The organism is Microbacterium sp. 22195, from assembly GCF_052056515.1.
GTDB lineage: Bacteria > Actinomycetota > Actinomycetes > Actinomycetales > Microbacteriaceae > Microbacterium.
On the sequence record NZ_JBQEPE010000001.1, the window covers coordinates 270,872 to 291,799 of the forward strand.

A 20,928-nucleotide genomic window follows, 5' to 3' on the forward strand; every position below is an offset into this window, starting at 1 on the left:
CGACCTCACGCTCCCTTGTCTGCGGGGCCCAGCCGCTCCCAGCCCTCCGTGATGACCCGACCGTACAGCACATCGGCGTCGAGGCGGCGCAGCTCCTCCGCGAGGCACTCCCGCAGCGTACGCCGCGGGAGGTGCAGCTCGTGGTCGGGCTGACCAGGCTGGGTGAGCACGGCCGTGCCGGGCACAGGGCGCTCGAGCAGGATGTCGCCGCTGGCGCGGGTGAGGCGCACCGACTTGATGCCCTCCTGCCAGTGCTCCGGGTCCTCGTAGGACCAGCTCACCGGAACGTCCAGCGCCATCCGCAGCCAGGCGGCCAGCAGGGCCGTCGACGGCGAGGCCGCGGCACCGCGCACCTCGACGGCGGTGACGCGCTCGAACGGCGGCTGGTCCAGCACGGCGGCCAGCTGCTCGCGCCAGTGCGTGAGGCGCGTCCAGGCCAGGTCGGTGTCGCCGGGTGCGTGGGTCCTGCCCAGCAGGGCGAGACGGTCCCGCACATCGGGGGAGGTCGCCGCATCCGTGATCCGGCGCTGCGCGATGCGCCCCAGCGGCGCGTTCGCGGCATCCGTCGGCGCCTCCTCCGGCCACCACGCCACGACGGGCGCGTCGGGGAGCAGGATGCCGGTGACCAGGCTCTCGGCGTTGCTCGCGGCGTCGCCGAAGGCGCGCAGCACGACGACCTCGCTCGCGCCGGCGTCGCCGCCGACACGGATCTGCGCGTCGAGGTGCGCCTCGCCCTCGCCGGTGATCAGCACGATCACGCGCATGGGGTGCTCGCGGGACGCGTCGTTGGCCGCGTCGATCGCGGGCTCAGCCACGCCGTTGCGGGCGATGATGAGCAGCGTCAGGACGCGCCCGAGGGCGACGGCGCCGCCCTCCTCGCGCACCTTCACCAGCTGCTTGGCGACCTGGCTGACGGTGGTGTCGGGAAGGTCGATGATCATGGGCGTCTCCAGACTCGTCCGTCACGGGCCAGCAGGGCGTCGGCGGATGCCGGGCCCCAGGAACCGGGCGCGTACTGCTCCAGCGGTCCGTGCAGCGAGGCCCAGTACTGCTCGACAGGGTCGAGGATCTTCCAGGACAGCTCGACCTCCTCGTGGCGGGGGAACAGCGGCGGATCGCCGAGGAGCACGTCCAGGATCAGGCGCTCGTACGCCTCAGGGCTGGCCTCGGTGAAGGCGTGGCCGTAGCCGAAGTCCATGGTCACGTCCCGCACGTTGGCGCCGCTGCCCGGCACCTTCGAACCGAACCGGATCGTGACGCCCTCGTCGGGCTGCACGCGGATCACGAGGGCGTTCTGGCCGAGCTCCGAGGTCTGCGCGCGGCCGAACAGGTGCTCGGGTGCGCGCTTGAACACGACCGCGATCTCGGTCACGCGGCGGCCGAGCCGCTTGCCGGTGCGCAGGTAGAAAGGCACGCCGGCCCAGCGGCGGGTGTCGATCTCGAGCTTGATGGCCGCGTAGGTCTCCGTGGAGGACTGCGGCGCCATGCCGTCCTCCTCCAGGAAGCCGTTGACCTTCTCGCCGCCCTGCCAGCCGCCGGCGTACTGTCCGCGGGCGGTGGCCAGCGAGATGTCGTCGGGCAGGCGGACCGCCTCGAGCACCTTCTCCTTCTCGGCGCGCAGGTGGTCGGCCGACATGCTGATCGGCTCCTCCATCGCGGTGAGGGCGAGCAGCTGCAGCAGGTGGTTCTGGATGACGTCGCGGGCCGCGCCGATGCCGTCGTAGTAGCCGGCACGGCCGCCCACGCCGATGTCCTCGGCCATCGTGATCTGCACGTGGTCCACGTAGTTGCGGTTCCACAGCGGCTCGTACAGCTCGTTGGCGAAGCGCAGCGCCAGGATGTTCTGCACCGTCTCCTTGCCGAGGTAGTGGTCGATGCGGAAGATCGAATCGGCCGGGAACGCGGCCTCGAGCGCGCGGTTCAGCTCGCGCGCCGTCTCCAGGTCGCTGCCGAACGGCTTCTCGATGACCACCCGGCGCCAGTGCGTGTCGTCCTGATGCTGGTCGCCGACCAGCCCGGATTCGCGCAGCTGCTTCGTCACCTCGGGGAACGCCTTGGGCGGGATGGAGAGGTAGTAGGCGTGGTTGCCCATCGTGCCGCGCTCGACGTCGAGCTTCTCGACCGTCTCGCGGAGGCGCCGGAAGGAGTCGGGATCGTCGAACGTGCCCTGCACGAAGCGGATGCCCTGCAGCAGCTGCTGCCAGGTCTCCTCGCGGAACTCGGTGCGGGCGTGCTGCTTGACGGCGTCGTAGACGACCTGGGCGAAGTCCTGGTCCTCCCAGTCGCGCCGGGCGAAGCCGACCAGAGCGAAACCGGGCGGCAGCAGCCCCCGGTTGGCGAGGTCGTACACGGCCGGCATGAGCTTCTTGCGCGACAGGTCGCCTGTCACGCCGAAGATCACCAGCGCGCTGGGACCTGCGATGCGGTTGAGACGACGGTCATCGGGATCGCGGAGCGGATTGCGTCCGCGTGAGACGGGAGCGGTCATCGGTGGGGGATATCTCCAGATCTGGGATCACTGAGCAGCGGTGAAGAGGGTGAGCACGTCGTCGACGGCATCCGTGACGGTGAGCGTGACGACGGGGCGGCCGTGCGAGACCAGCACGGCGGCGTCGCCCGCCGCCTGCGCCTCGATCAGCTGGCCGAAGGTGAAGGGGCGACCGGGGATCTCCAGATCGACGTCGGTGCGCTCGAGGATCTGCAGGAACACGCCCTGTGCGGGCCCGCCCTTGTGGTACTGCCCTGTCGAGTGCAGGAACCGGGGTCCCCAGCCGAAGGTGGCGGGGCGACCGGAGTCGGCGGCGGCGAGCTCGCGCAGTCCCTGCAGCTGCCCCAGCTCGAGCCGGTTCACGTACGCCTGGATCGAGACGTACCCGTCGGCGGGGAGCGAAGCCCAGAGCGCGTCGAGCACGCCCTCGATGGATGCCGACACCGCCAGTGCCGGGTCGCTGACCCGGACCTCCACGCCGTCCTGCACGAACGCGGGTGCACTCGGCTCCGGGCGCGCGTCGAGCAGGCCCCGTGCCGCGGCCTTCGCCGACTCCACATCGGGCTGATCGAAGGGGTTGATGCCCAGCAGATGACCGGCGATCGCGGTGGCGTGCTCCCAGAGCAGGAACAGCGCGCCGAGGCTTCCGCTGACCAGGATCTCGCCGGGGTGGCGCTCCCGCAGGTGGAACTCGTCGGCATCCTCGACGAACCGCACGATCTGCAGGTCCTTCGGGCGCGACTCGAGCTCGGGGGAGACCGGCAGCAGGACGACGGGCAGGATGCCCGTGCCGTTCTTGCCGGTGGACTCCGCGATGAGCTGCTCGATCCAGTCGGGCAGTCCCTCGATGTACGTGCCGTCGGAGACCAGGCCGAGCTTGTCGCGCCGGCTGCCGTCGGATGACGAGCCGGCGATCGCCGCGGCCAGGCGCAGCGCGGGGTTCTCCGGGGAGTCGATCGCGAACTCCAGCAGCGATGCCTCGGCCTCGTCGAGCAGCTCGGAGATGTCCACGCCGGCGAGGCCGGCGGGAACGAGGCCGAAGGCGGTCAGCGCCGAGTAGCGGCCGCCCACGTTCGGGTCGGCCCGGAACACCCGGTAGCCGGCTTCCGACGCCGACGCGTCCAGGGCGGAACCGGGGTCGGTGACGACGACGATGTGCTCGGCCGGGTCGAGGCCCAAGTCCTCGAACGCGGTCTCGAACGCGCGGCGGTGCGAATCGGTCTCCAGCGTCGTGCCGGACTTGGAGGACACCACGAGCACGGTGCGGGCGAGGTCGCCGTCGAGCGCGGCCAGCACCTGCGCCGGAGCGGTGGAGTCCAGCACGGTCAGCTCGACGCCGGCGGTGCCTGCGATCACCTCGGGCGCGAGCGACGAGCCGCCCATGCCGGAGAGCACGACCCGGTCGATGCCGCGCGCCGCGAGATCGTCGCGCAGTGCGACGATCTCGGCGACGAGCGGGCGCGACACGGAGACGGCGTCGACCCAGCCGAGCCGGGTGGACGCCTCGGCCTCGGCATCCGGACCCCACAGCGTGGGATCGCCTGCGGTGACACGTGATGCGACGAGGTCGGCGATGAGCCGGGGGACGATCTCGTCCACCGTGGCCCTGACAGGCTGCGTCACGTGCACCGCGACGGTCATCGTGCGGCTTCCAGGCCCTTGGTGACCTGCTCCAGCAGACCGTGCCAGGAGTCGATGAACTTGGCGACGCCCTCATCCTCGAGCACCTGGGTCACGTCGTCGAAGTCGACGCCGACGGACTTGAGATCCTCGAACACCTGGTGCGCCTGGGCGTAGCCGTCGGTGATGGTGTCGCCGGTGACCACACCGTGGTCGAAGGTGGCCTCGAGGGTCTTCTCCGGCATGGTGTTCACGACGCCGGCCGCGACCAGACCGGTCACGTACAGCGTGTCGGGCAGTGCCGGGTCCTTGACGCCGGTCGACGCCCACAGCGGACGCTGCAGGGTGGCGCCTGCGTCGAGCAGCGCCTTGGCGCGGTCGCTCGCGAAGGTCTTCTCGTACAGCTCGTAGGCCAGTCGTGCGTTGGCGAGGCCCGCCTTGCTGCGCAGCGCCGCCGCCTCATCGGTGCCGATGGCGGCCAGCCGCTTGTCGGTCTCCGTGTCGACGCGCGAGACGAAGAAGGACGCGACCGAGTGGATGGTCGACAGGTCGATGCCCGCCGCCTTCGCCGTCTCGAGACCGGTCAGGTACGCGTCGATGACCTCGGCGTACCGCTCCAGGCTGAAGATCAGGGTGACGTTGACGCTGATGCCGGCGCCGATCGCCGCGGCGATGGCGGGCAGGCCGGCCTTGGTCGCGGGGATCTTGACGAGCAGGTTGGGGCGGTCGACGCGCTCCCACAGCTCCTTGGCCTGGGCGATCGTGCCCTCGGTGTCGTGCGCGAGGTCGGGGGAGACCTCGATGGAGACGCGGCCGTCGACGTGGTCCGTGGCGTCGTAGACCGGACGGAACACGTCCAGCGCGTCGCGGACGTCCTGCGTGGTCGCCGCGAAGACGGCGTCGGCGGCGGATGCGCCGGACTGGGCCAGCTCGTGCACCTGCGCGTCGTACGAGGTGTCGTCGGGGTTGGTCATCGAGTTGGCGAAGATCGTCGGGTTGGTGGTCACGCCGACGACGCTGCGCGTCTCGATGAGCTGCTGGAGGTTGCCCGACTGGATGCGGGTGCGCGACAGGTCGTCGAGCCAGATGCTGACGCCGGCGGCGGAGAGATCTTCGGTGGGGGTGCTCATGCGTTCTCCTTGATGGACTCGCGTGCCGCCTCGACGACGGCCTCGGCGGTGATGCCGAACTTCTGGAACAGGGTCTTGTAGTCGGCGGAGGCGCCGAAGTGGTCGATGCCGACCGAGCGGCCGCGATCGCCGACGATGCCGCGCCAGCTGAGCACTGAGCCCGCCTCGACGGAGACGCGGGCGGTGACGGCCTTCGGCAGCACCGACTCGCGGTACGCCTCGTCCTGCTCGGCGAACCACTCCAGCGAGGGAGCGGACACCACGCGGGCGTTGATGCCCTCTGCGGCGAGCGTCTCGCGGGCGGCGACGGCCAGCTGCACCTCCGAGCCCGTGCCGATCAGGATCACGTCGGGGGTGCCGTTCGGAGCCTCGGCGAGCACGTAGGCGCCCTTGGCGGTGTTCGACGCCGAGGCGAACACATCGCCGGATGCCGCGCCCTCGCCGCGCGCGAACACGGGCACGTTCTGGCGGGTCAGCGCGATGCCGACGGGGCCGCCGTGACGGCGCAGGATCTCCAGCCACGCGGCCGAGGTCTCGTTGCCGTCGGCCGGGCGCACCACGGTGAAGTTCGGGATGGCGCGCAGCGAGGCGATCTGCTCGATCGGCTGGTGCGTGGGACCGTCCTCGCCGAGCGCGATGGAGTCGTGCGTCCACACGAACGTGCTCGGGATGTCCATCAGCGCGGCCAGGCGGACGGCGGGGCGCATGTAGTCGCTGAAGATCAGGAACGTGCCGCCGTAGGCGCGCGTCGGTCCGTGCAGCGTGATGCCGTTCAGGATCGAGCCCATCGCGTGCTCGCGGATGCCGAAGTGCAGCACGCGGCCGTAGGGGCTGCCCTTCCAGTCGTGCGTCGACCATTCGGCGGGGATGAACGAGGCGGCGCCCTCGATGGTGGTGTTGTTGGAGCCGGCGAGGTCGGCGGAGCCACCCCACAGCTCGGGCAGCTCAGCGGCAAGGGCGTTGAGCACCTTGCCGGACGCGGCGCGGGTAGACACCTCGGTGCCGCTCTCGAACACGGGAAGCGCGTCCTCGATGTTCTCGGGGAGGGCGTGCGCCTCGAGCCGGTCCAGCAGCGCCTTGCGCTCGGGGTTCGCCGCCGCCCAGGCGTCGAACGACTCCTGCCAGGCGGCGTGCGCCTCGGCGGCGCGTGCACCCAGTTCGCGGGTGTGCGCGATGACGGCGTCCTCGACGACGAAGGACTTCTCCGGGTCGAAGCCCAGCACCTTCTTGGTGGCGGCGACCTCGTCGGCGCCCAGTGCGCTGCCGTGCACGGACTCGGTGCCGGACTTGTTCGGGGCCGGCCAGCCGATGATCGTCTTCAGGATGATCAGCGACGGCTTCTCGGTCTCGGCCTTCGCCTGGGAGATGGCGTCGTCCAGCTCCTGCACGTCCTCGACGTACTGGCCGGTGCGGCGCCAGTCGACCTCGAGCACCTGCCAGCCGTAAGACTCGTAGCGCTTGCGGACGTCCTCGGTGAACGCCACGTCGGTGTCGCCCTCGATGGAGATCTGGTTGGAGTCGTAGATCGCGATCAGGTTGCCGAGCTGCTGGTGGCCGGCGAGCGACGAGGCCTCGCTGGTCACGCCCTCCTGCAGGTCGCCGTCGCCGGCGATCACGTACACGAAGTGGTCGAACGGGCTCGTGCCCGGCGCGGCATCCGGATCGAACAGACCGCGCTCGTAGCGGGCGGCGTACGCGAAGCCCACCGACGACGCCAGGCCCTGGCCCAGGGGACCGGTGGTGATCTCGATGCCCCTGGTGTGGTGGTACTCGGGGTGACCCGGCGTGAGCGAGCCCCAGGTGCGCAGCGCCTCCAGGTCGCTCAGCTCCAGGCCGAACCCGCCGAGGTACAGCTGGATGTACTGGGTGAGCGACGAGTGGCCCACCGACAGGATGAAGCGGTCGCGGCCGAGCCAGTCCACGTCGGCCGGGTCATGGCGCATCACGCGCTGGTAGAGCAGGTACGCGACCGGGGCGAGGCTCATCGCCGTCCCGGGGTGGCCGTTGCCGACCTTCTGGACGGCGTCCGCCGCCAGTACTCGGGCGGTGTCCACCGCTCGACGGTCGATCTCGTCCCACTGAAGCTCTGCCACGGTCATACTCCTTCTGACACATTCGGAGGCGCCCGTATTCCTGCGCGCTCCGCGTCGTCACGGAGAAGTGGTTGCACAGCGCAAGGGGCACGCGAGTGGTTTCAGCATACCCGCGCCATTTCACCCGCCCCAGGTGCATTTCACCGCGCTGCACCGACCGCTGCGGGCGTCTCTCCGGCACGCCGCACGCACTAGACTGGAAGGAGTGCCCGCATGCGCGCAGAAGGAGGGGATCGCGATCTCGTCGACATCGCAGACCGCTGAGACCACGTACTCGGTCGGTCAGAAGATCCGCGGTTACTTCGTTCTCACGAAGCCCCGTGTCATGGAGCTGCTGCTCGTCTCCACCGTTCCCGTGATGATCCTCGCGCTCGGCGGCCTTCCCGACCTGCGGGAGCTCTGGCTGATCATCGCCACCGTCATCGGCGGCGCGATGAGCGCGGGCTCCGCGGCATCGTTCAACATGTACCTCGACCGCGACATCGACGTGCACATGAAGCGCACCGAGAACCGGCCCCTGGTCACCGGCGAGGTGTCGCCGCGCGGAGCGCTGGTGTTCTCGTGGGCCCTCGCGGTCGCCTCCACCGTCTGGCTGCTCGCGTTCACCAACTGGCTGGCCGCGTCGCTGTCGGTGTTCGCCATCTTCTTCTACGTCGTGGTGTACACGATGATCCTCAAGCGCCGCACCGAGCAGAACATCATCTGGGGCGGCATCGCGGGATGCTTCCCCGTGCTGATCGGCTGGACCGCCGTCACCGGCTCGCTGGACTGGCCGCCGTTCGTGCTGTTCGTGCTGATCTTCCTCTGGACTCCGCCGCACTACTGGCCGCTGTCGATGAAATACAAGGACGACTACGACGACGTCGACGTGCCGATGCTCGGCGTGACGCGCCCTGCCCACCAGGTCGGACTGCAGGTCATCCTCTACGCCTGGGCGACGGTCGCGTGCTCGCTGCTGCTCGTCCCCGTCGCGCAGATGGGCATCGTGTACACGGCATCCGCTCTCGTCTTCGGCGGCTGGTTCATCTACGAGTCGCACCGTCTGTACAACCGTGCGCTGCGCGGCACCGAGCCGCGCCCGATGCGCGTGTTCCACGCGTCGATCACGTACCTGACGCTGATCTTCCTGGCCGTAGCGATCGACCCGCTCCTGCCGTTCTGATCGCGGATCGCATGAGAGAAGCCCGGCTCGTCCATGGACAAGCCGGGCTTCTCCGCATCGGTGGGGGAGGTCAGGCCCCCGCGCAGGGGTTGGTGGTCCCGACGGGCTTCTTGAGCTTCGTCACGACGACCGTGTAGGCGGCTGCGGACAGCGAGGCCAGCAGCATGTGCACTCCGACGAGCACGGGCGGCAGCCCGGTGCGCGCCTGCAGCACGCCGACGGCCACCTGCACGAGGATCGCGATGATGAGCACCAGGAGCCAGCGGCGCGGCGGCAGCGCGAGGAGCCATGCCGAGATCGCGAGCGCGAGCACCAGCGCGGCGAGCACGTAGCCGGGCCACGAGTGCACGTGCGCGAGGATGCTGGCGTCGAAGCCCTCCCGCTTGATGTTCACGTCGCCCGAGTGGGGGCCGGATCCCGTGGTGAGCACGCCGAAGAGGATGGTCAGCACGAGCGCGAGGCCGGTGATGTGGGTGAGCGCCGCGAACCAGACCGGCACGGCCCTCTCCCGCGGGCCGGGAACAGCGTCCAGGCGCACCAGGAACAGCGCGGTCACGCACACGAGCAGGAGCGAGGAGGCGTAGTGGAAGCCGACGATGAACGGGTTCAGCTCGCTGATCACGGCGAAGCCGCCCACGACGGCCTGCGCCATCACGCCGACGAGCACCAGCCATGCGAGCACCGCCAGGTCCCTGCGGACGGTGGTGCGGCGCAGCGAGTCCACCATGCCGACCAGTACGGCGAACAGCAGGGCGGCCGACATCAGTGCCGCCGAGGCCACGACGCTCAGCGCGGATGCCGCGATGTATACGCCGATGGCCAGCACGATGCCGCCGACCGCGAACCACACGGCGCGGACGACCAGGCGCCTGCCGCTCACGGCGTGCAGGGTGAGCATGAGCACGCCGAGGGCGAGCAGGCCGACCAGGCCCGTCATGGTGCGGTTGCCGAACTCGATCGCGCCGTGGATGCCCTGGACCTCGAGGATCGGCACCAGCGACTCGGGCGTGCAGAGCGGCCAGTCCGAGCATCCGAGCCCCGACCCGGTCAGGCGGACCGCGCCGCCGGTGCCGATGATGAGCACCTCGGCGAGGAAGGAGAGCCACGCCAGGACGCGGAGCGGACGTGCGATGACGACGTCGCGGGGCCCGGCGGGCGTGGGGGATTCGGTCGTGGCGGAGCTGACGGGCATGTGGCCTCCGGCTCCGCATCGTGGACGGTCGCGGCCCGTCCGCGAGGCGGAACCTGTAGAATCGGGATGGTTGTGATGGGCGCGCAGAGCGCGGCGTCCATCACTGACAGTCTAGGCGCGAGATGAGCGCCGGAATGATGGGGCCCACCAGCGGCATCCGACCCCCGCAGACTCGACGGGGGTCAGGTGTGTCGGGGCGGATGACACCGTTGCGGCCCGTTTGAGGAGAGTGTGTGATGTCGGATGTGCTGATCGACCGCCCGGAGCTGGATGGTCTGGGGGTGTACGAATTCGGCTGGCACGATCCCGACGCCGCCGGAGCGAGCGCGAGACGCGGTCTCAGCGAAGCCGTCGTGCGGGACATCTCCGCCCTGAAGTCCGAGCCGGAGTGGATGCTGAAGACCCGTCTCAAGGGACTCGCGCTCTTCGGCCGCAAGCCGATGCCGACCTGGGGCGCCGACCTCAGCGAGATCGACTTCGACCACATCAAGTACTTCGTCCGCTCCACCGAGAAGCAGGCGCAGTCCTGGGAGGACCTCCCCGAGGACATCCGCGAGACGTACGAGCGCCTGGGCATCCCCGAGGCCGAGCGCCAGCGCCTGGTCGCCGGTGTCGCCGCGCAGTACGAGTCCGAGGTCGTCTACCACCAGATCCGCGAGGACCTCGAGGCGCAGGGTGTCATCTTCATGGACACCGACACGGCGCTGCGCGAGCACCCCGAGTTCTTCGAGGAGTACTTCGGCACTGTGATCCCCGCCGGCGACAACAAGTTCGCGGCGCTGAACACGGCCGTCTGGTCGGGCGGTTCGTTCGTGTACGTCCCCAAGGGCGTGCACGTGGAGATCCCGCTGCAGGCGTACTTCCGCATCAACACCGAGAACATGGGTCAGTTCGAGCGGACCCTGATCATCGCCGACGAGGGCAGCTACGTCCACTACATCGAGGGCTGCACGGCTCCGATCTACAAGTCGGACTCGCTGCACTCGGCTGTCGTCGAGATCATCGTGAAGAAGAACGCCCGCGTGCGCTACACGACGATCCAGAACTGGTCGAACAACGTCTACAACCTCGTGACCAAGCGCGCGATCGCGCACGAGGGCGCGACGATGGAGTGGGTCGACGGCAACATCGGCTCCAAGGTCACCATGAAGTACCCGTCGATCTACCTCGTCGGCGAGCACGCCAAGGGCGAGACGCTCTCCGTGGCCTTCGCAGGCCCCGGCCAGCACCAGGACGCCGGCGCCAAGATGGTGCACCAGGCGCCGTACACGCAGTCGTCGATCGTCTCGAAGTCGATCGCGCGCGGCGGCGGTCGCTCCGGCTACCGCGGTGAGGTGCGGGTCGATCCCGCCGCCCATCACTCCTCGAACTCCGTGGTCTGCGACGCCCTGCTGGTGGACACGCAGTCCCGTTCCGACACGTACCCGTCGATCGACATCCGCGTCGACGACGTGCAGCTCGGTCACGAGGCCACCGTCTCCAAGGTCAGCGCGGAGCAGCTCTTCTACCTGCAGTCGCGCGGCATCTCCGAGACCGAGGCCATGGCCATGATCGTGCGCGGCTTCATCGAGCCCATCGCGCGCGAGCTGCCCATGGAGTACGCGATGGAACTGAACAAGCTCATCGAGATGGGCATGGAAGGCAGTGTCGGCTGAGATGACGGCCCCCACTCAGGCGCCCGCAGAGGCGCCGCACACGAACGCGCACATCGACCCCGCAGCGAGGATCGCGAACACCGGTTTCGTGCCGGTCCAGACGCGCTCCGAGCGCCCGCACTCCTTCGAGCCCGCCGATTTCGGCGCGCCCACCGGCCGCGAGGTCAACTGGAAGCACACCCCGATCGCGCAGCTCACGTCGCTGTTCGAGCCCGCTGAGGCGAACGACGGCGTGACCTACTCGGTCAGCCACGAGCAGTACCTGCGGCCCGCGCTGGCGCGCGGCACGGCACCCCGTGGCGAGTTCTTCCGCCCGGAGGACGTCGTCTCGGCCGTCGCCTGGCAGGGGGCTGCGGATGCCATGCATCTGAGCATCCCCGGCGAGGAGGTCGTCGCCGAGCCGATCGTCATCCAGATCGACGGCCAGGGCGGCCGTGCGGACGCGCACCTCGTGATCGAGGCGCTCCCGCACAGCTCGGCCACGGTCGTGCTGCGGCACGCCGGCACCGCGCAGTACGCGCAGAACGTCGAGATCATCGTCCGCGACGGCGCCAAGCTCACGCTGGTGTCCGTCCAGCAGTGGCAGGACGACGCGATCCACGCCGCCGCCCACCAGGCCCGCGTGGACCGCGACGCCGAGCTCACCCACTTCATCGTCAGCTTCGGCGGCGGCGTGGTGCGCGTGAACCCGAACGTCGAGCTCGCCGGCAGCGGCGCGGAGGGGCGCCTGTACGGCCTCTCCTTCGCGGATGCCGGTCAGCACCTGGAGAGCCAGGTCTACCTGCACCACAAGGGCCCTCACACCACCGGCGACGTGCTCTACAAGGGCGCGCTGCGGGGTGCGAGCGCGCACAGCGTGTGGATCGGCGACGTGCTGATCGGACCGGATGCCACCGGCACCGACTCCTACGAGGCGAACCGCAACCTGGTGCTCACCGAGGGCGCACGCGCCGACTCGATCCCGAACCTCGAGATCGAGACGGGTGACATCGTGGGCGCCGGCCACGCGAGTGCGACCGGTCGCTTCGACGACGAGCAGCTGTTCTACCTGCAGGCGCGAGGCATCACCGAGGCCGAGGCCCGTCGCCTGGTGGTGCTCGGGTTCCTCACCGAGGTCGTGCAGCGCATCCAGATCCCCGAGCTGCAGACAGAGCTGCTCGCCGCGATCGACGCCGAGCTGATCGGAGTCGAGGCGTGACCGCGCTGCGCGCCTGCGGCGTCAGCGAGCTGGAGCTGGACACGCCGCTGCGCGTCGAGCTCGACGGCGTGGCGATGGCGATCGTGAAGGACGCCGCAGGCGACATCCACGCGATCGGCGACCGCTGCACGCACGGCGACATCTCCCTCGCCGAGGGCTTCGTCGAGGGCGACACCCTGGAGTGCTGGGCCCACGGCTCGCGCTTCTCGCTGCTCTCCGGCAAGCCCCTCAACCTCCCCGCTTACGAGCCCGTCCCCGTCTACGTCGTCGAGATCGACGGCGACGACGTGCTCATCGACCCCACTGTCATTAAGGAAGTCTGAATGTCTGTTCTCGAGATCCGCGATCTTCATGTGACGGTCGAGACCGATCAGGGCACGACGCCGATCCTCAACGGCATCGACCTGACGATCAAGACCGGCGAGACGCACGCCATCATGGGCCCCAACGGCTCCGGCAAGTCGACCCTCGCGTACACGATCGCCGGGCACCCGAAGTACACCGTCACGCAGGGCACGATCACCTTCGACGGCGAGGACGTGCTGTCCATGAGCGTCGACGAGCGCGCCCGTGCCGGCGTGTTCCTCGCCATGCAGTACCCGGTGGAGATCCCCGGCGTCACGGTGACCAACTTCCTGCGCACCGCAAAGACCGCGCTGGACGGCGAGGCGCCCTCGATCCGTCAGTGGACCAAGGACGTCAAGGCGTCGATGACCAACCTGCGCATGGACCCGAAGTTCGCGCAGCGCAACGTCAACGAGGGCTTCTCGGGCGGCGAGAAGAAGCGCCACGAGATCCTGCAGCTCGAGGTGCTCAAGCCGAAGCTCGCCGTGCTCGACGAGACCGACTCCGGTCTCGACGTCGACGCGCTGAAGATCGTCTCCGAGGGCGTCAACCGCGCCAAGGAGGCCACCAACCTCGGCGTGCTGCTGATCACGCACTACACCCGCATCCTGCGCTACATCCGTCCGCAGTTCGTGCACGTGGTCGTCAAGGGGAAGATCGTCGAGGAGGGCGGCCCCGAGCTGGCCGACCGCCTCGAGGAGGAGGGCTACGACCGCTTCCTCGACCCCAGTGCGCCCATCGAAGCGTAGGCTGAGAGCATGACCGCAACGCTGACCGACGAGAAGTACGACGAGGTCACCGAGGCTCTGAAGGACGTCATGGATCCCGAGCTCGGGATCAACGTCGTCGACCTGGGACTGATCTACGATCTCGCCTGGGACGACGAGAACGACGCCCTGGTCATCCACATGACGCTCACCAGCGCCGGATGCCCGCTCACCGACGTGCTCGAGGAGCAGACGGCGCAGGCGCTGGACTCCGTGGTCGACCGCTTCCGGATCAACTGGGTCTGGATGCCGCCGTGGGGCCCGGAGCGGATCACCGACGACGGGCGCGACATGATGCGCGCGCTCGGCTTCGCGATTTGACATGACACGGGTCACGGCCGCGAAGCGGACTTGACGCGTGGGCATGTCAAGGTTGAGCGAACACGCCGAAGGCGAGTGAGACGAAACCCGAGAAGCGACATCGAAGGGGCACGGCCGCAGGGCTGTGCCCCTTCGGCATCCCGTTCGACTGGAGGAGATCATGACCGTCACCCCGATCCGCGCGCTCACGCTGGACGAGCTGCGGGAGCGCTCCAGCGAGAAGTGGCGGGAGTACCCCGAGGACGTGCTGCCGCTGTTCGTGGCGGAGACCGACTTCCCGCTCGCGCCCGCGATCACCACGGCGCTGGAGCGAGCTGTGCGCATCGGCGACACCGGGTACGTGGCCTCGCACACGCCGCTGGCCGCCGCCTATGCGGCGTTCGCGCAGCGTCGATTCGGGTGGACGGTCGACACCGCCCGCATCCGGTCCACCGCCGATGTCAGCATGGGCATCGTGGAGATCCTCCGACGGGTCATCCATCCGGGGGAGAGGGTGATCGTCAACCCGCCCATCTACCCGCCGTTCTTCGACCTGGTGGACGAGGCCGGCGGGGTCGCCGAGCGTGTTCCGCTGCGCGACACGGGGGAGGGCTGGGAGCTCGACCTCGCGGCGATCGAGAAGGCACTCGCCGGCGGCAGCAGGGCGGTGCTGCTCTGCAATCCGCACAATCCCACCGGCTCCGTGCACTCCGCCGAGAGCCTGGACGCACTGGCGCGCCTCGCCGAGCAGTACGGCGCCGCCGTCGTCTCCGACGAGATCCACGCGCCGCTGACCCAGCCGGATGCCGTGTTCACACCGTTCCTGGCCAGCGGCGACGCCGCTCGGCGCATCGGGTACGCCGTCACCAGCGCCAGCAAGGCCTTCAATCTCGCGGGGCTGAAGTGCGCCCTGATGATCTCGGCATCCGACGACACCACGGCCGTACTGCGCTCCCTGCCGATCGAGGTGGAGTGGCGCACCGGCCAGTTCGGGATGCTGGCGGCCGTCGCCGCGTTCTCCGACGAGAGCGATGAGTGGCTGGACGGCCTGCTGGCCGCGCTGGACGAGAACCGCAGACTGCTGGCCGACTTGCTCGAACGGCATCTGCCGGGAGCGCGCTACCGGATGCCCGATGCCGGCTACCTCGCGTGGGTCGATCTCACCGATCTCGGCTGGGGTCCGAACCCGGCCAAGCAGATCCTGCGGGAGGCGAAGGTCGCCCTGCACTTCGGCCCGGCGTTCGGCGCGCCGGGGGCCGGGCACGTGCGCGTGAACTTCGGCACGAGCCCCGAGATCCTCACCGAGGCGATCGAGCGGATCGCCCGGGCCCGCACGGCGATCGACGAGGCCGCCTCCGCGGTACGCGCGTGACCGCCGCCGCAGAGCCGACGATCTGGGATCGCAGCCGCCTCGGCATCACGGTCGGCACGGTCGTGCTGATCTTCCTCGCCGCGATCGAGTCGCTGGCGGTCACCACCGTCATGCCCATCGTCGCGCGCGACCTGGACGGCGAGGCGCTGTTCGCTGTCGCGTTCTCCGCGACGATCTCGACGGGTGTGATCGGCATGGTCGCCGTGGGGGCGTGGAGCGACAGGTCGGGCCCGCGCGCACCGCTGTACACGGCCGTGGCGCTGTTCGCGGCGGGCCTTCTCGTGTCGGGCTTCTCGTCGGACATGCACACCTTCATCCTCGGACGGCTCATCCAGGGGCTGGGGGCCGGTGGTCAGACCGTCGCCCTGTACGTCGTGGTCGCGCGCGTCTACCCGCCGCAGCTGCACGGCCGCATCTTCGCCGCGTATGCGGCGGCGTGGGTCGTGCCCTCGATGATCGGGCCGTTCCTGGCGGGCGCGGTGACCGAGTACCTGCACTGGCGGTGGACGTTCCTCGGCGTCGCGGTGCTCACCGCCGCGGCGTTCGCCCTGGTCGTGTCGCGACTGCGGGGCGTGTCGCTGGACGCGGATGCCGGGTCGGATGCAGACGGCGTCGCCGACGCGGCCGAGCCTCCGCGGGGCGGGATCGCGCTGCGGATGCTGCTCGCGGTGCTGGTCGCAGCGGGCGCGGTGACAGTCGGTCTCGCGGCGGACGCGCCCGCGGCGGCGGGCGGCCCGATCGCACTGGCCGCGGTGCTCGTCATCGGATTCTCGCTGCTTCCGCTGCTGCCGAAGGGCACGCTGCGGGCGGTCTCGGGCCTGCCCAGCACCATCCTCATGCGCGGGATCGTCGCGGGCGCGTTCTTCGCCGCAGAGGCGTACGTGCCGAAGCTGCTGATCGACCGGTTCGGTTTCTCGCCCACGGTGGCCGGACTCGCCCTCACCCTGGCCGCGATCGGCTGGTCGGGCGCGTCGGCCGTGCAGGGCCGGTACGGCGACAGGCTGGGCAGCGCGCGGATCACCTGGATCGCAGTGCTGCTCATGCTGGCCGGAGTCGCGGGGCTCCTCTTCGTGAGCGCGATCGGTGCGGATCCGTGGATCGTGATCGTGGCGTGGGGACTCGCCGGAGCGGGCATGGGGCTGCTGTATCCGCGGCTGACCGTTCTGACCCTGGCGTACTCCACCACGGCGAACGAGGGGTTCAACTCCGCGGCGCTGTCGATCTTCGAGGCATCCGGCTCTGCCGTCACGATCGCGCTGGCAGGCCTCGGCTTCGCGCTGCTGCCCGTGCTCGGCACGGGATACCTCACGGTCTACCTGCTGGCAGGGGTGCTTCTGCTGCTCTCGCTGGTGCCTGGTCTGCGGATGGGCGACGGCGCGGGAACGGTGGTCAGCGCGGAGGGCGCGCCGCGCTGAGCGAGGCGAAGGCGCGGATGCCGGCGTCGAAGACCTCGTCGGCGTGCGCGGTCGGGTCCGCGGCGTCGGGTGCGACGGCTCCGATGCTCTGCGCGTGCATGCGCTGCTGCAGCAGCGTGGTGTGCCCGAGCACGAACTCGAACACGGCGTCCGCGGCGTCGGGATCCGCATCGCCGAGCGAGGCGCCGAGAGCGTCCTGCGCGCGTCGCGTGCCGAGCCGGAGGGCATAGGTGCTCATCACGACCTCCGCGCCGTCGCGGTAGGCGAGCAGCGCGTCGCGGATGCTGCCCGCGGTGTCGGCCAGTGAGGTCGCGGCGTCCGGAGCGGGGATCGTGTCGAGGATGCGCTCGGCGACGGCCGCGAGCAGCTCCTGCTTGCTCGCGAAGTGCCAGTACAGCGCGCTGGGCTGAACATCCAGTTCGGTCGCCAGGCGACGCATGGACAGGTCGGGCAGTCCCACCCGGTCGAGCAGGCGCAGGGCGCAGTCGACCACACTGTGACGGTCGTGTCGTGCGGGAGGCATGGCTCCCAGTATAGTGAACACCGTTCAGGTGAACAGTGTTCAGGACGGCATGACCCCAGCCGTCCGAAAGGAGCCCCCGATGACCGATTCGCCACGCCCACTGGGCGCAGACCTCGCCCGTATCGCCGTCTTCGCCGCGCTGATCGTGGTGCTCGGCACCGTGACGGTGCCCGTCCCCGGCGGCGTCCCGATCACCGCGCAGACCCTCGGTGTCATGCTCGCAGGCCTCGTGCTGGGCGCCAGACGCGCGCCCCTGGCGGTGCTGGTCGTGCTCGCCCTCGCCGCCGCGGGCCTGCCCGTGCTCGCCGGCGGACGCGGGGGACTGGGCGTCTTCCTCGGCCCCACGGCGGGCTACCTGCTGGGATGGATCGCCGGGAGCATCGTGATCGGGCTGATCGCCCACCACGGCAGGTTCACCTGGTGGCGTGCGGGTCTCGGCGCGGTGCTGGGCGGCATCCTCGTGATCTACCTCTTCGGCATCCCGGTGCAGTCCCTCGTGACCGGTGTGCCGTTCGGGCCCACCGTGCTCTCCAGTCTCGTGTTCCTGCCCGGCGATCTGCTCAAGGCGGTCCTCGCCGTGGTCCTGGCCGTCGCACTGCGCCGGGCGTATCCGCGCGCGTTCCCGACCCGGGCGCGCGCCGTCGCGCATGCCGGCTGAGGCCGTCGCGACCGGCACCGCGATCAGCTGCGAGGGCATCGGTCTCACCGTCGACGGCGCCGAGCTGCTGCACGACGTCGACCTGCGACTGACCGCGGGCCGCACGGCCGTCATCGGCGCGAACGGCTCCGGCAAGTCGACCTTCGCGCGGATGCTGAACGGTCTGCGGCTTCCGACCGCGGGGAGCCTGCGGGTGCACGGCCTGGATCCGATGCGCGATGCGAAGGCGCTGCGACGCCACGTCGGCTTCGTCTTCACGAATCCGGAGGCGCAGCTCCTGATGCCGACGCCCGCGGAGGATCTCGCGCTCTCGCTGCCCGGCCTGTCGCGCTCCGATCGAACGGCCCGGGTCGCACGGATCCTCGAGGAGCACGGCCTCGCCGACCGCGCGGACGTCCCGGTCTCGGGGCTCTCGGGAGGGCAGCGGCAGCTGCTGGCCATCGCGTCCGTCCTTGCGACGCATCCGGGGCTGGTCGTCGCCGATGAGCCCACGACGCTGCTGGACCTGCGCAACGCCCGCAGGATCGGCGACCTGCTGCTGGGACTGGATGTGCCCCTCGTGCTGGTCACGCACGATCTGGAGCTGGCGGCACGGTGCGACGAGGCGGTTCTCTTCGAGGCCGGCACCGTGCGGGCCGTCGGGGTGCCCGCGGCGGTGATCGACGAGTACCGGCGGAGCTGCGCGTGATCTCGCTGTACCGGCCGGGGACCGGCATCCTGCATCGGATGCCCGCCGGTGCGAAGCTCGCCGGGCTGGCGGCCGCGGCGCTGGTGCTGTCCCTGCTGCGGCCGGGGATCCTCGGCACGGCGGTGGTGCTGGCGCTCGTCTCATCGCTGTACCCGATCGGCGGGGCGACGCTGCGCGCGCTGGGGGAGGCCTGGTGGCGGCTGCGCTGGCTGATCGTCGTGCTGGGCGGCGCGCTGTGGCTGTTCACCTCGGCCGCGGACGCCGTGCAGAGCACGGGCCGGGTCGTCGCGCTCCTGCTGCTGGCGGAGCTGGTGACCCGCACGACACGGATGGGCGACCTCCTCGAGGTCTTCCGCGCGCTGGTACGGCCGCTGCGCAGGTTCGGGGCGGATCCGGATGCGGTGGCGCTGACCCTGTCCCTGACGATCGCGATGATCCCGGTGATCGCCGGCTTCGCCACCCAGGTGCGCGACGCGCAGCGGGCCAGAGGTGTGCGGCTCGGACCGCGCGCCGTGCTGCCGCTGCTGGTGCTCACCATGAAGCACGCCGACGACGTCGGAGACGCCATGGCGGCGCGGGGGATCGCCGCATGATCCACATGGGCGGTCATGTCCTGCACGGCGCCCTGGTCGACGATCGGACGAGGTGCGCGCACTATCACGGTGCGCTCGACGTCGTGGCCCTGCGATTCCACTGCTGCGGTGCCTGGTATCCGTGCGTGCACTGCCATGACGAGGTGGCCGGGCACGACCGCACCACGTGGCCGGCATCCGACGGGGAGATGGAGGCGGCGCTGTGCGGGGTGTGCGGCACGAGCATGACCATCCGCGCCTACCGCGACGCCGAGACCTGTCCGGCGTGCGGCGCGGGGTTCAATCCCGGGTGCGCCCTGCACCACCATCTGTACTTCGACTGAGCTGCCCGGAGCTCTCACCGACCAGGCGCTCACGCGGCCACCAGCGGCGCAGCAGTGCGCTCCTGCGCCGCCCTGGCGATCCGGGGCGCTTCCGGCCGGACCATCCGCAGCGCCAGCAGCCATCCGGCCACGGCGAGAACGGCGGTCAGCGTCGTGGTTCCGTGCACGAGCAGCAGGAGCACGGCTGCCAGCGCGATCAGGACGGCTGAGGTGATGACTGCGGGGGCTGGGCTCGCGAGGGGGATCCGCTTCCCCTCGACGCGCGCGAGCGGGAGGCTGAGCGCGGCCGTCGCGGTGAAGACGATGACCAGCCAGAGCGGACGGCCCGCCCACCACTCCGGGCTCGCCGGTGCCGGCAACGACGAGCCGGTGGCCAGTGCCCACAGCGCGAGGACCCCGGCCATCGCGAGCAGCACGGGCATGTGCCACAGGTACACGGTCATCGTGCGGCGGGAGACGAACGCGGTGAACGCGGCCGGGCGCGGCCTCAGGGCGAAGCTCGCGATGCGGGTGCGCAGCAGCGAGAAGGCGGCGGTGTGCGCGATGCCGACGAGCATCAGCGCCGTGGTCGGCGGGTTGATGTTGGCGATGAGGTCGGGGGAGTGGATGCCCAGCACGAACGACCCCACGAGTGCCAGGACCGCCGTCGCGAGGACGGCGGACCGCGTGCGGCGACCGAGGGCGTCGATACGGCCGTCGGCCAGGAAGAAGCCGACCTGCTGCAGCGCCAGCCAGACGAACGCGAGGTTGGCGAAGCCCACACCGTCCGCGCCGGTGGCGGCACGGATCACATCGACCAGCACGGCGGCGCCGGAGAGTGCGGACACCGTGGCGACGGGGCGGACGTCGTGCAGGCGCAGCATCACCGGCAGCAGCGCCTGGCAGAGCAGGAAGACGCCCAGGAACCACAGCGGCTGGCCGAAGCGGTAGCCGGCCGTCGCGACCAGTTCGGCGGGCACACCGCACCGTTCGAGCACGGCGAGGAGGACTCCGACGACGGCCACCGCGACCAGCGCGGGGCGCAGCAGGCGGTGCAGGCGCCCGGCGGCGAAGCGGATGCCGTCGTCTCCGCGCTGGCGACCGCGCTGGAGCGCGATGGAACCGGAGAAGCCGCCGATCACGAAGAACAGCGGCATCACCTGCAGCAACCAGCTGACCGGCGTCAGCCACCAGCCGCTGTCGCCGGCGTTCTCGAACACCGGCCCCTGCGCGGTGACGGTCACGCCGACCATCAGCGAGTGCAGCAGGATCACGGCGATCACGCATCCGGCTCGGACGAGGTCGACGGCGGAGTCGCGGGTGGGATCGGGGAGGCGGATGCTGTGCGGCGAGGTCATGCCACGGACAGTATGGACGCGGTGCCCGCGGCCTCATCACCCCACGGGGTCGACGTGTCTCATACCGTG

20 protein-coding genes are annotated in these 20,928 nt (G+C 70.3%); 12 read left to right on the top strand and 8 right to left on the bottom strand.

The genetic code is table 11. From position 1 onward, the window contains the following. Positions 1 to 5: 5 nt before the first annotated feature. From ACTJJ4_RS01320 to tkt, 5 genes are read right to left on the bottom strand one after another with little or no spacing between them, the layout of a single operon-like run. The gene (locus tag ACTJJ4_RS01320; protein WP_440941694.1) at positions 6 to 941 is read right to left on the bottom strand and encodes a glucose-6-phosphate dehydrogenase assembly protein OpcA; all 936 of its coding nucleotides are present in this window, start codon (positions 939 to 941) and stop codon (positions 6 to 8) included. Beyond that, positions 938 to 2,488, bottom strand: coding sequence for a glucose-6-phosphate dehydrogenase (zwf, locus tag ACTJJ4_RS01325; protein WP_440941695.1), 1,551 nt, complete (start codon positions 2,486 to 2,488; stop codon positions 938 to 940). The genes ACTJJ4_RS01320 and zwf overlap by 4 nt, the downstream gene beginning before the upstream one ends. Before the next feature lie 27 nt (positions 2,489 to 2,515). Beyond that, positions 2,516 to 4,129 (bottom strand): glucose-6-phosphate isomerase, encoded by a 1,614-nt coding sequence (locus ACTJJ4_RS01330; RefSeq protein WP_440941696.1) that lies wholly within the window; start codon positions 4,127 to 4,129, stop codon positions 2,516 to 2,518. After that, entirely contained in the window at positions 4,126 to 5,238 is a 1,113-nt protein-coding gene (gene tal / locus ACTJJ4_RS01335; protein WP_440941697.1) for a transaldolase, read from the bottom strand. The genes ACTJJ4_RS01330 and tal overlap by 4 nt, the downstream gene beginning before the upstream one ends. Continuing rightward, the gene (gene tkt / locus ACTJJ4_RS01340; protein WP_440941698.1) at positions 5,235 to 7,331 is read right to left on the bottom strand and encodes a transketolase; all 2,097 of its coding nucleotides are present in this window, start codon (positions 7,329 to 7,331) and stop codon (positions 5,235 to 5,237) included. Before tkt ends, tal begins: the two co-directional genes overlap by 4 nt. A gap of 232 nt (positions 7,332 to 7,563) precedes the next feature. Between tkt and ACTJJ4_RS01345 the strand changes: the two genes are divergently transcribed. Then, positions 7,564 to 8,493: a heme o synthase gene (locus ACTJJ4_RS01345; RefSeq protein WP_285630708.1), complete on the top strand. Its 930-nt coding sequence runs from the start codon at positions 7,564 to 7,566 to the stop codon at positions 8,491 to 8,493. A gap of 70 nt (positions 8,494 to 8,563) precedes the next feature. Here the strand turns inward: ACTJJ4_RS01345 and ACTJJ4_RS01350 are convergent, their stop codons facing one another. Next, positions 8,564 to 9,685, bottom strand: a complete 1,122-nt coding sequence (locus ACTJJ4_RS01350) for a COX15/CtaA family protein (protein ID WP_440941699.1) — start codon at positions 9,683 to 9,685, stop codon at positions 8,564 to 8,566. Between the two features lie 236 nt (positions 9,686 to 9,921). Between ACTJJ4_RS01350 and sufB the strand changes: the two genes are divergently transcribed. The 7 genes from sufB (at position 9,922) to ACTJJ4_RS01385 (ending at position 16,737) form a co-directional block, all read left to right on the top strand. After that, complete coding sequence (gene sufB, locus ACTJJ4_RS01355) at positions 9,922 to 11,340, top strand: Fe-S cluster assembly protein SufB (protein ID WP_440941700.1); 1,419 nt, start codon at positions 9,922 to 9,924, stop codon at positions 11,338 to 11,340. 1 nt (position 11,341) lies between these two features. Beyond that, positions 11,342 to 12,538 (top strand): Fe-S cluster assembly protein SufD, encoded by a 1,197-nt coding sequence (gene sufD / locus ACTJJ4_RS01360; protein ID WP_440941701.1) that lies wholly within the window; start codon positions 11,342 to 11,344, stop codon positions 12,536 to 12,538. Further along, positions 12,535 to 12,861: a non-heme iron oxygenase ferredoxin subunit gene (locus ACTJJ4_RS01365; RefSeq protein WP_285630443.1), complete on the top strand. Its 327-nt coding sequence runs from the start codon at positions 12,535 to 12,537 to the stop codon at positions 12,859 to 12,861. The genes sufD and ACTJJ4_RS01365 overlap by 4 nt, the downstream gene beginning before the upstream one ends. Continuing rightward, a complete protein-coding gene (gene sufC / locus ACTJJ4_RS01370; protein ID WP_285630446.1) occupies positions 12,862 to 13,632 on the top strand; it encodes a Fe-S cluster assembly ATPase SufC in 771 nt (256 codons plus the stop codon). Positions 13,633 to 13,641: 9 nt separating this feature from the next. Next, positions 13,642 to 13,971, top strand: a complete 330-nt coding sequence (locus ACTJJ4_RS01375) for a metal-sulfur cluster assembly factor (RefSeq protein ID WP_285630448.1) — start codon at positions 13,642 to 13,644, stop codon at positions 13,969 to 13,971. A 160-nt stretch (positions 13,972 to 14,131) separates the two neighbouring features. Further along, positions 14,132 to 15,322: a MalY/PatB family protein gene (locus ACTJJ4_RS01380; RefSeq protein WP_440941702.1), complete on the top strand. Its 1,191-nt coding sequence runs from the start codon at positions 14,132 to 14,134 to the stop codon at positions 15,320 to 15,322. Then, a complete protein-coding gene (locus tag ACTJJ4_RS01385; protein ID WP_440941703.1) occupies positions 15,319 to 16,737 on the top strand; it encodes an MFS transporter in 1,419 nt (472 codons plus the stop codon). The genes ACTJJ4_RS01380 and ACTJJ4_RS01385 overlap by 4 nt, the downstream gene beginning before the upstream one ends. Here ACTJJ4_RS01385 and ACTJJ4_RS01390 read toward each other — a convergent pair. Next, on the bottom strand, positions 16,712 to 17,260 hold the full coding sequence (locus ACTJJ4_RS01390) for a TetR family transcriptional regulator (RefSeq protein ID WP_440941704.1): 549 nt from the start codon (positions 17,258 to 17,260) through the stop codon (positions 16,712 to 16,714). The genes ACTJJ4_RS01385 and ACTJJ4_RS01390 overlap by 26 nt on opposite strands. Before the next feature lie 79 nt (positions 17,261 to 17,339). Between ACTJJ4_RS01390 and ACTJJ4_RS01395 the strand changes: the two genes are divergently transcribed. From ACTJJ4_RS01395 to ACTJJ4_RS01410, 4 genes are read left to right on the top strand one after another with little or no spacing between them, the layout of a single operon-like run. Continuing rightward, positions 17,340 to 17,918 carry a biotin transporter BioY gene (locus ACTJJ4_RS01395; RefSeq protein ID WP_440941705.1) on the top strand — a complete coding sequence of 193 codons (579 nt, stop codon included), beginning with the start codon at positions 17,340 to 17,342 and terminating at the stop codon, positions 17,916 to 17,918. Beyond that, the gene (locus ACTJJ4_RS01400) at positions 17,908 to 18,606 is read left to right on the top strand and encodes an energy-coupling factor ABC transporter ATP-binding protein (RefSeq protein ID WP_440941706.1); all 699 of its coding nucleotides are present in this window, start codon (positions 17,908 to 17,910) and stop codon (positions 18,604 to 18,606) included. The genes ACTJJ4_RS01395 and ACTJJ4_RS01400 overlap by 11 nt, the downstream gene beginning before the upstream one ends. Then, complete coding sequence (locus tag ACTJJ4_RS01405) at positions 18,603 to 19,199, top strand: energy-coupling factor transporter transmembrane component T (protein ID WP_440941707.1); 597 nt, start codon at positions 18,603 to 18,605, stop codon at positions 19,197 to 19,199. The genes ACTJJ4_RS01400 and ACTJJ4_RS01405 overlap by 4 nt, the downstream gene beginning before the upstream one ends. Continuing rightward, on the top strand, positions 19,196 to 19,522 hold the full coding sequence (locus tag ACTJJ4_RS01410; protein ID WP_440941708.1) for a CHY zinc finger protein: 327 nt from the start codon (positions 19,196 to 19,198) through the stop codon (positions 19,520 to 19,522). The genes ACTJJ4_RS01405 and ACTJJ4_RS01410 overlap by 4 nt, the downstream gene beginning before the upstream one ends. Positions 19,523 to 19,551: 29 nt before the next feature. Here the strand turns inward: ACTJJ4_RS01410 and ACTJJ4_RS01415 are convergent, their stop codons facing one another. Continuing rightward, positions 19,552 to 20,859: an acyltransferase family protein gene (locus ACTJJ4_RS01415; RefSeq protein ID WP_440941709.1), complete on the bottom strand. Its 1,308-nt coding sequence runs from the start codon at positions 20,857 to 20,859 to the stop codon at positions 19,552 to 19,554. Positions 20,860 to 20,928 lie beyond the last annotated feature (69 nt).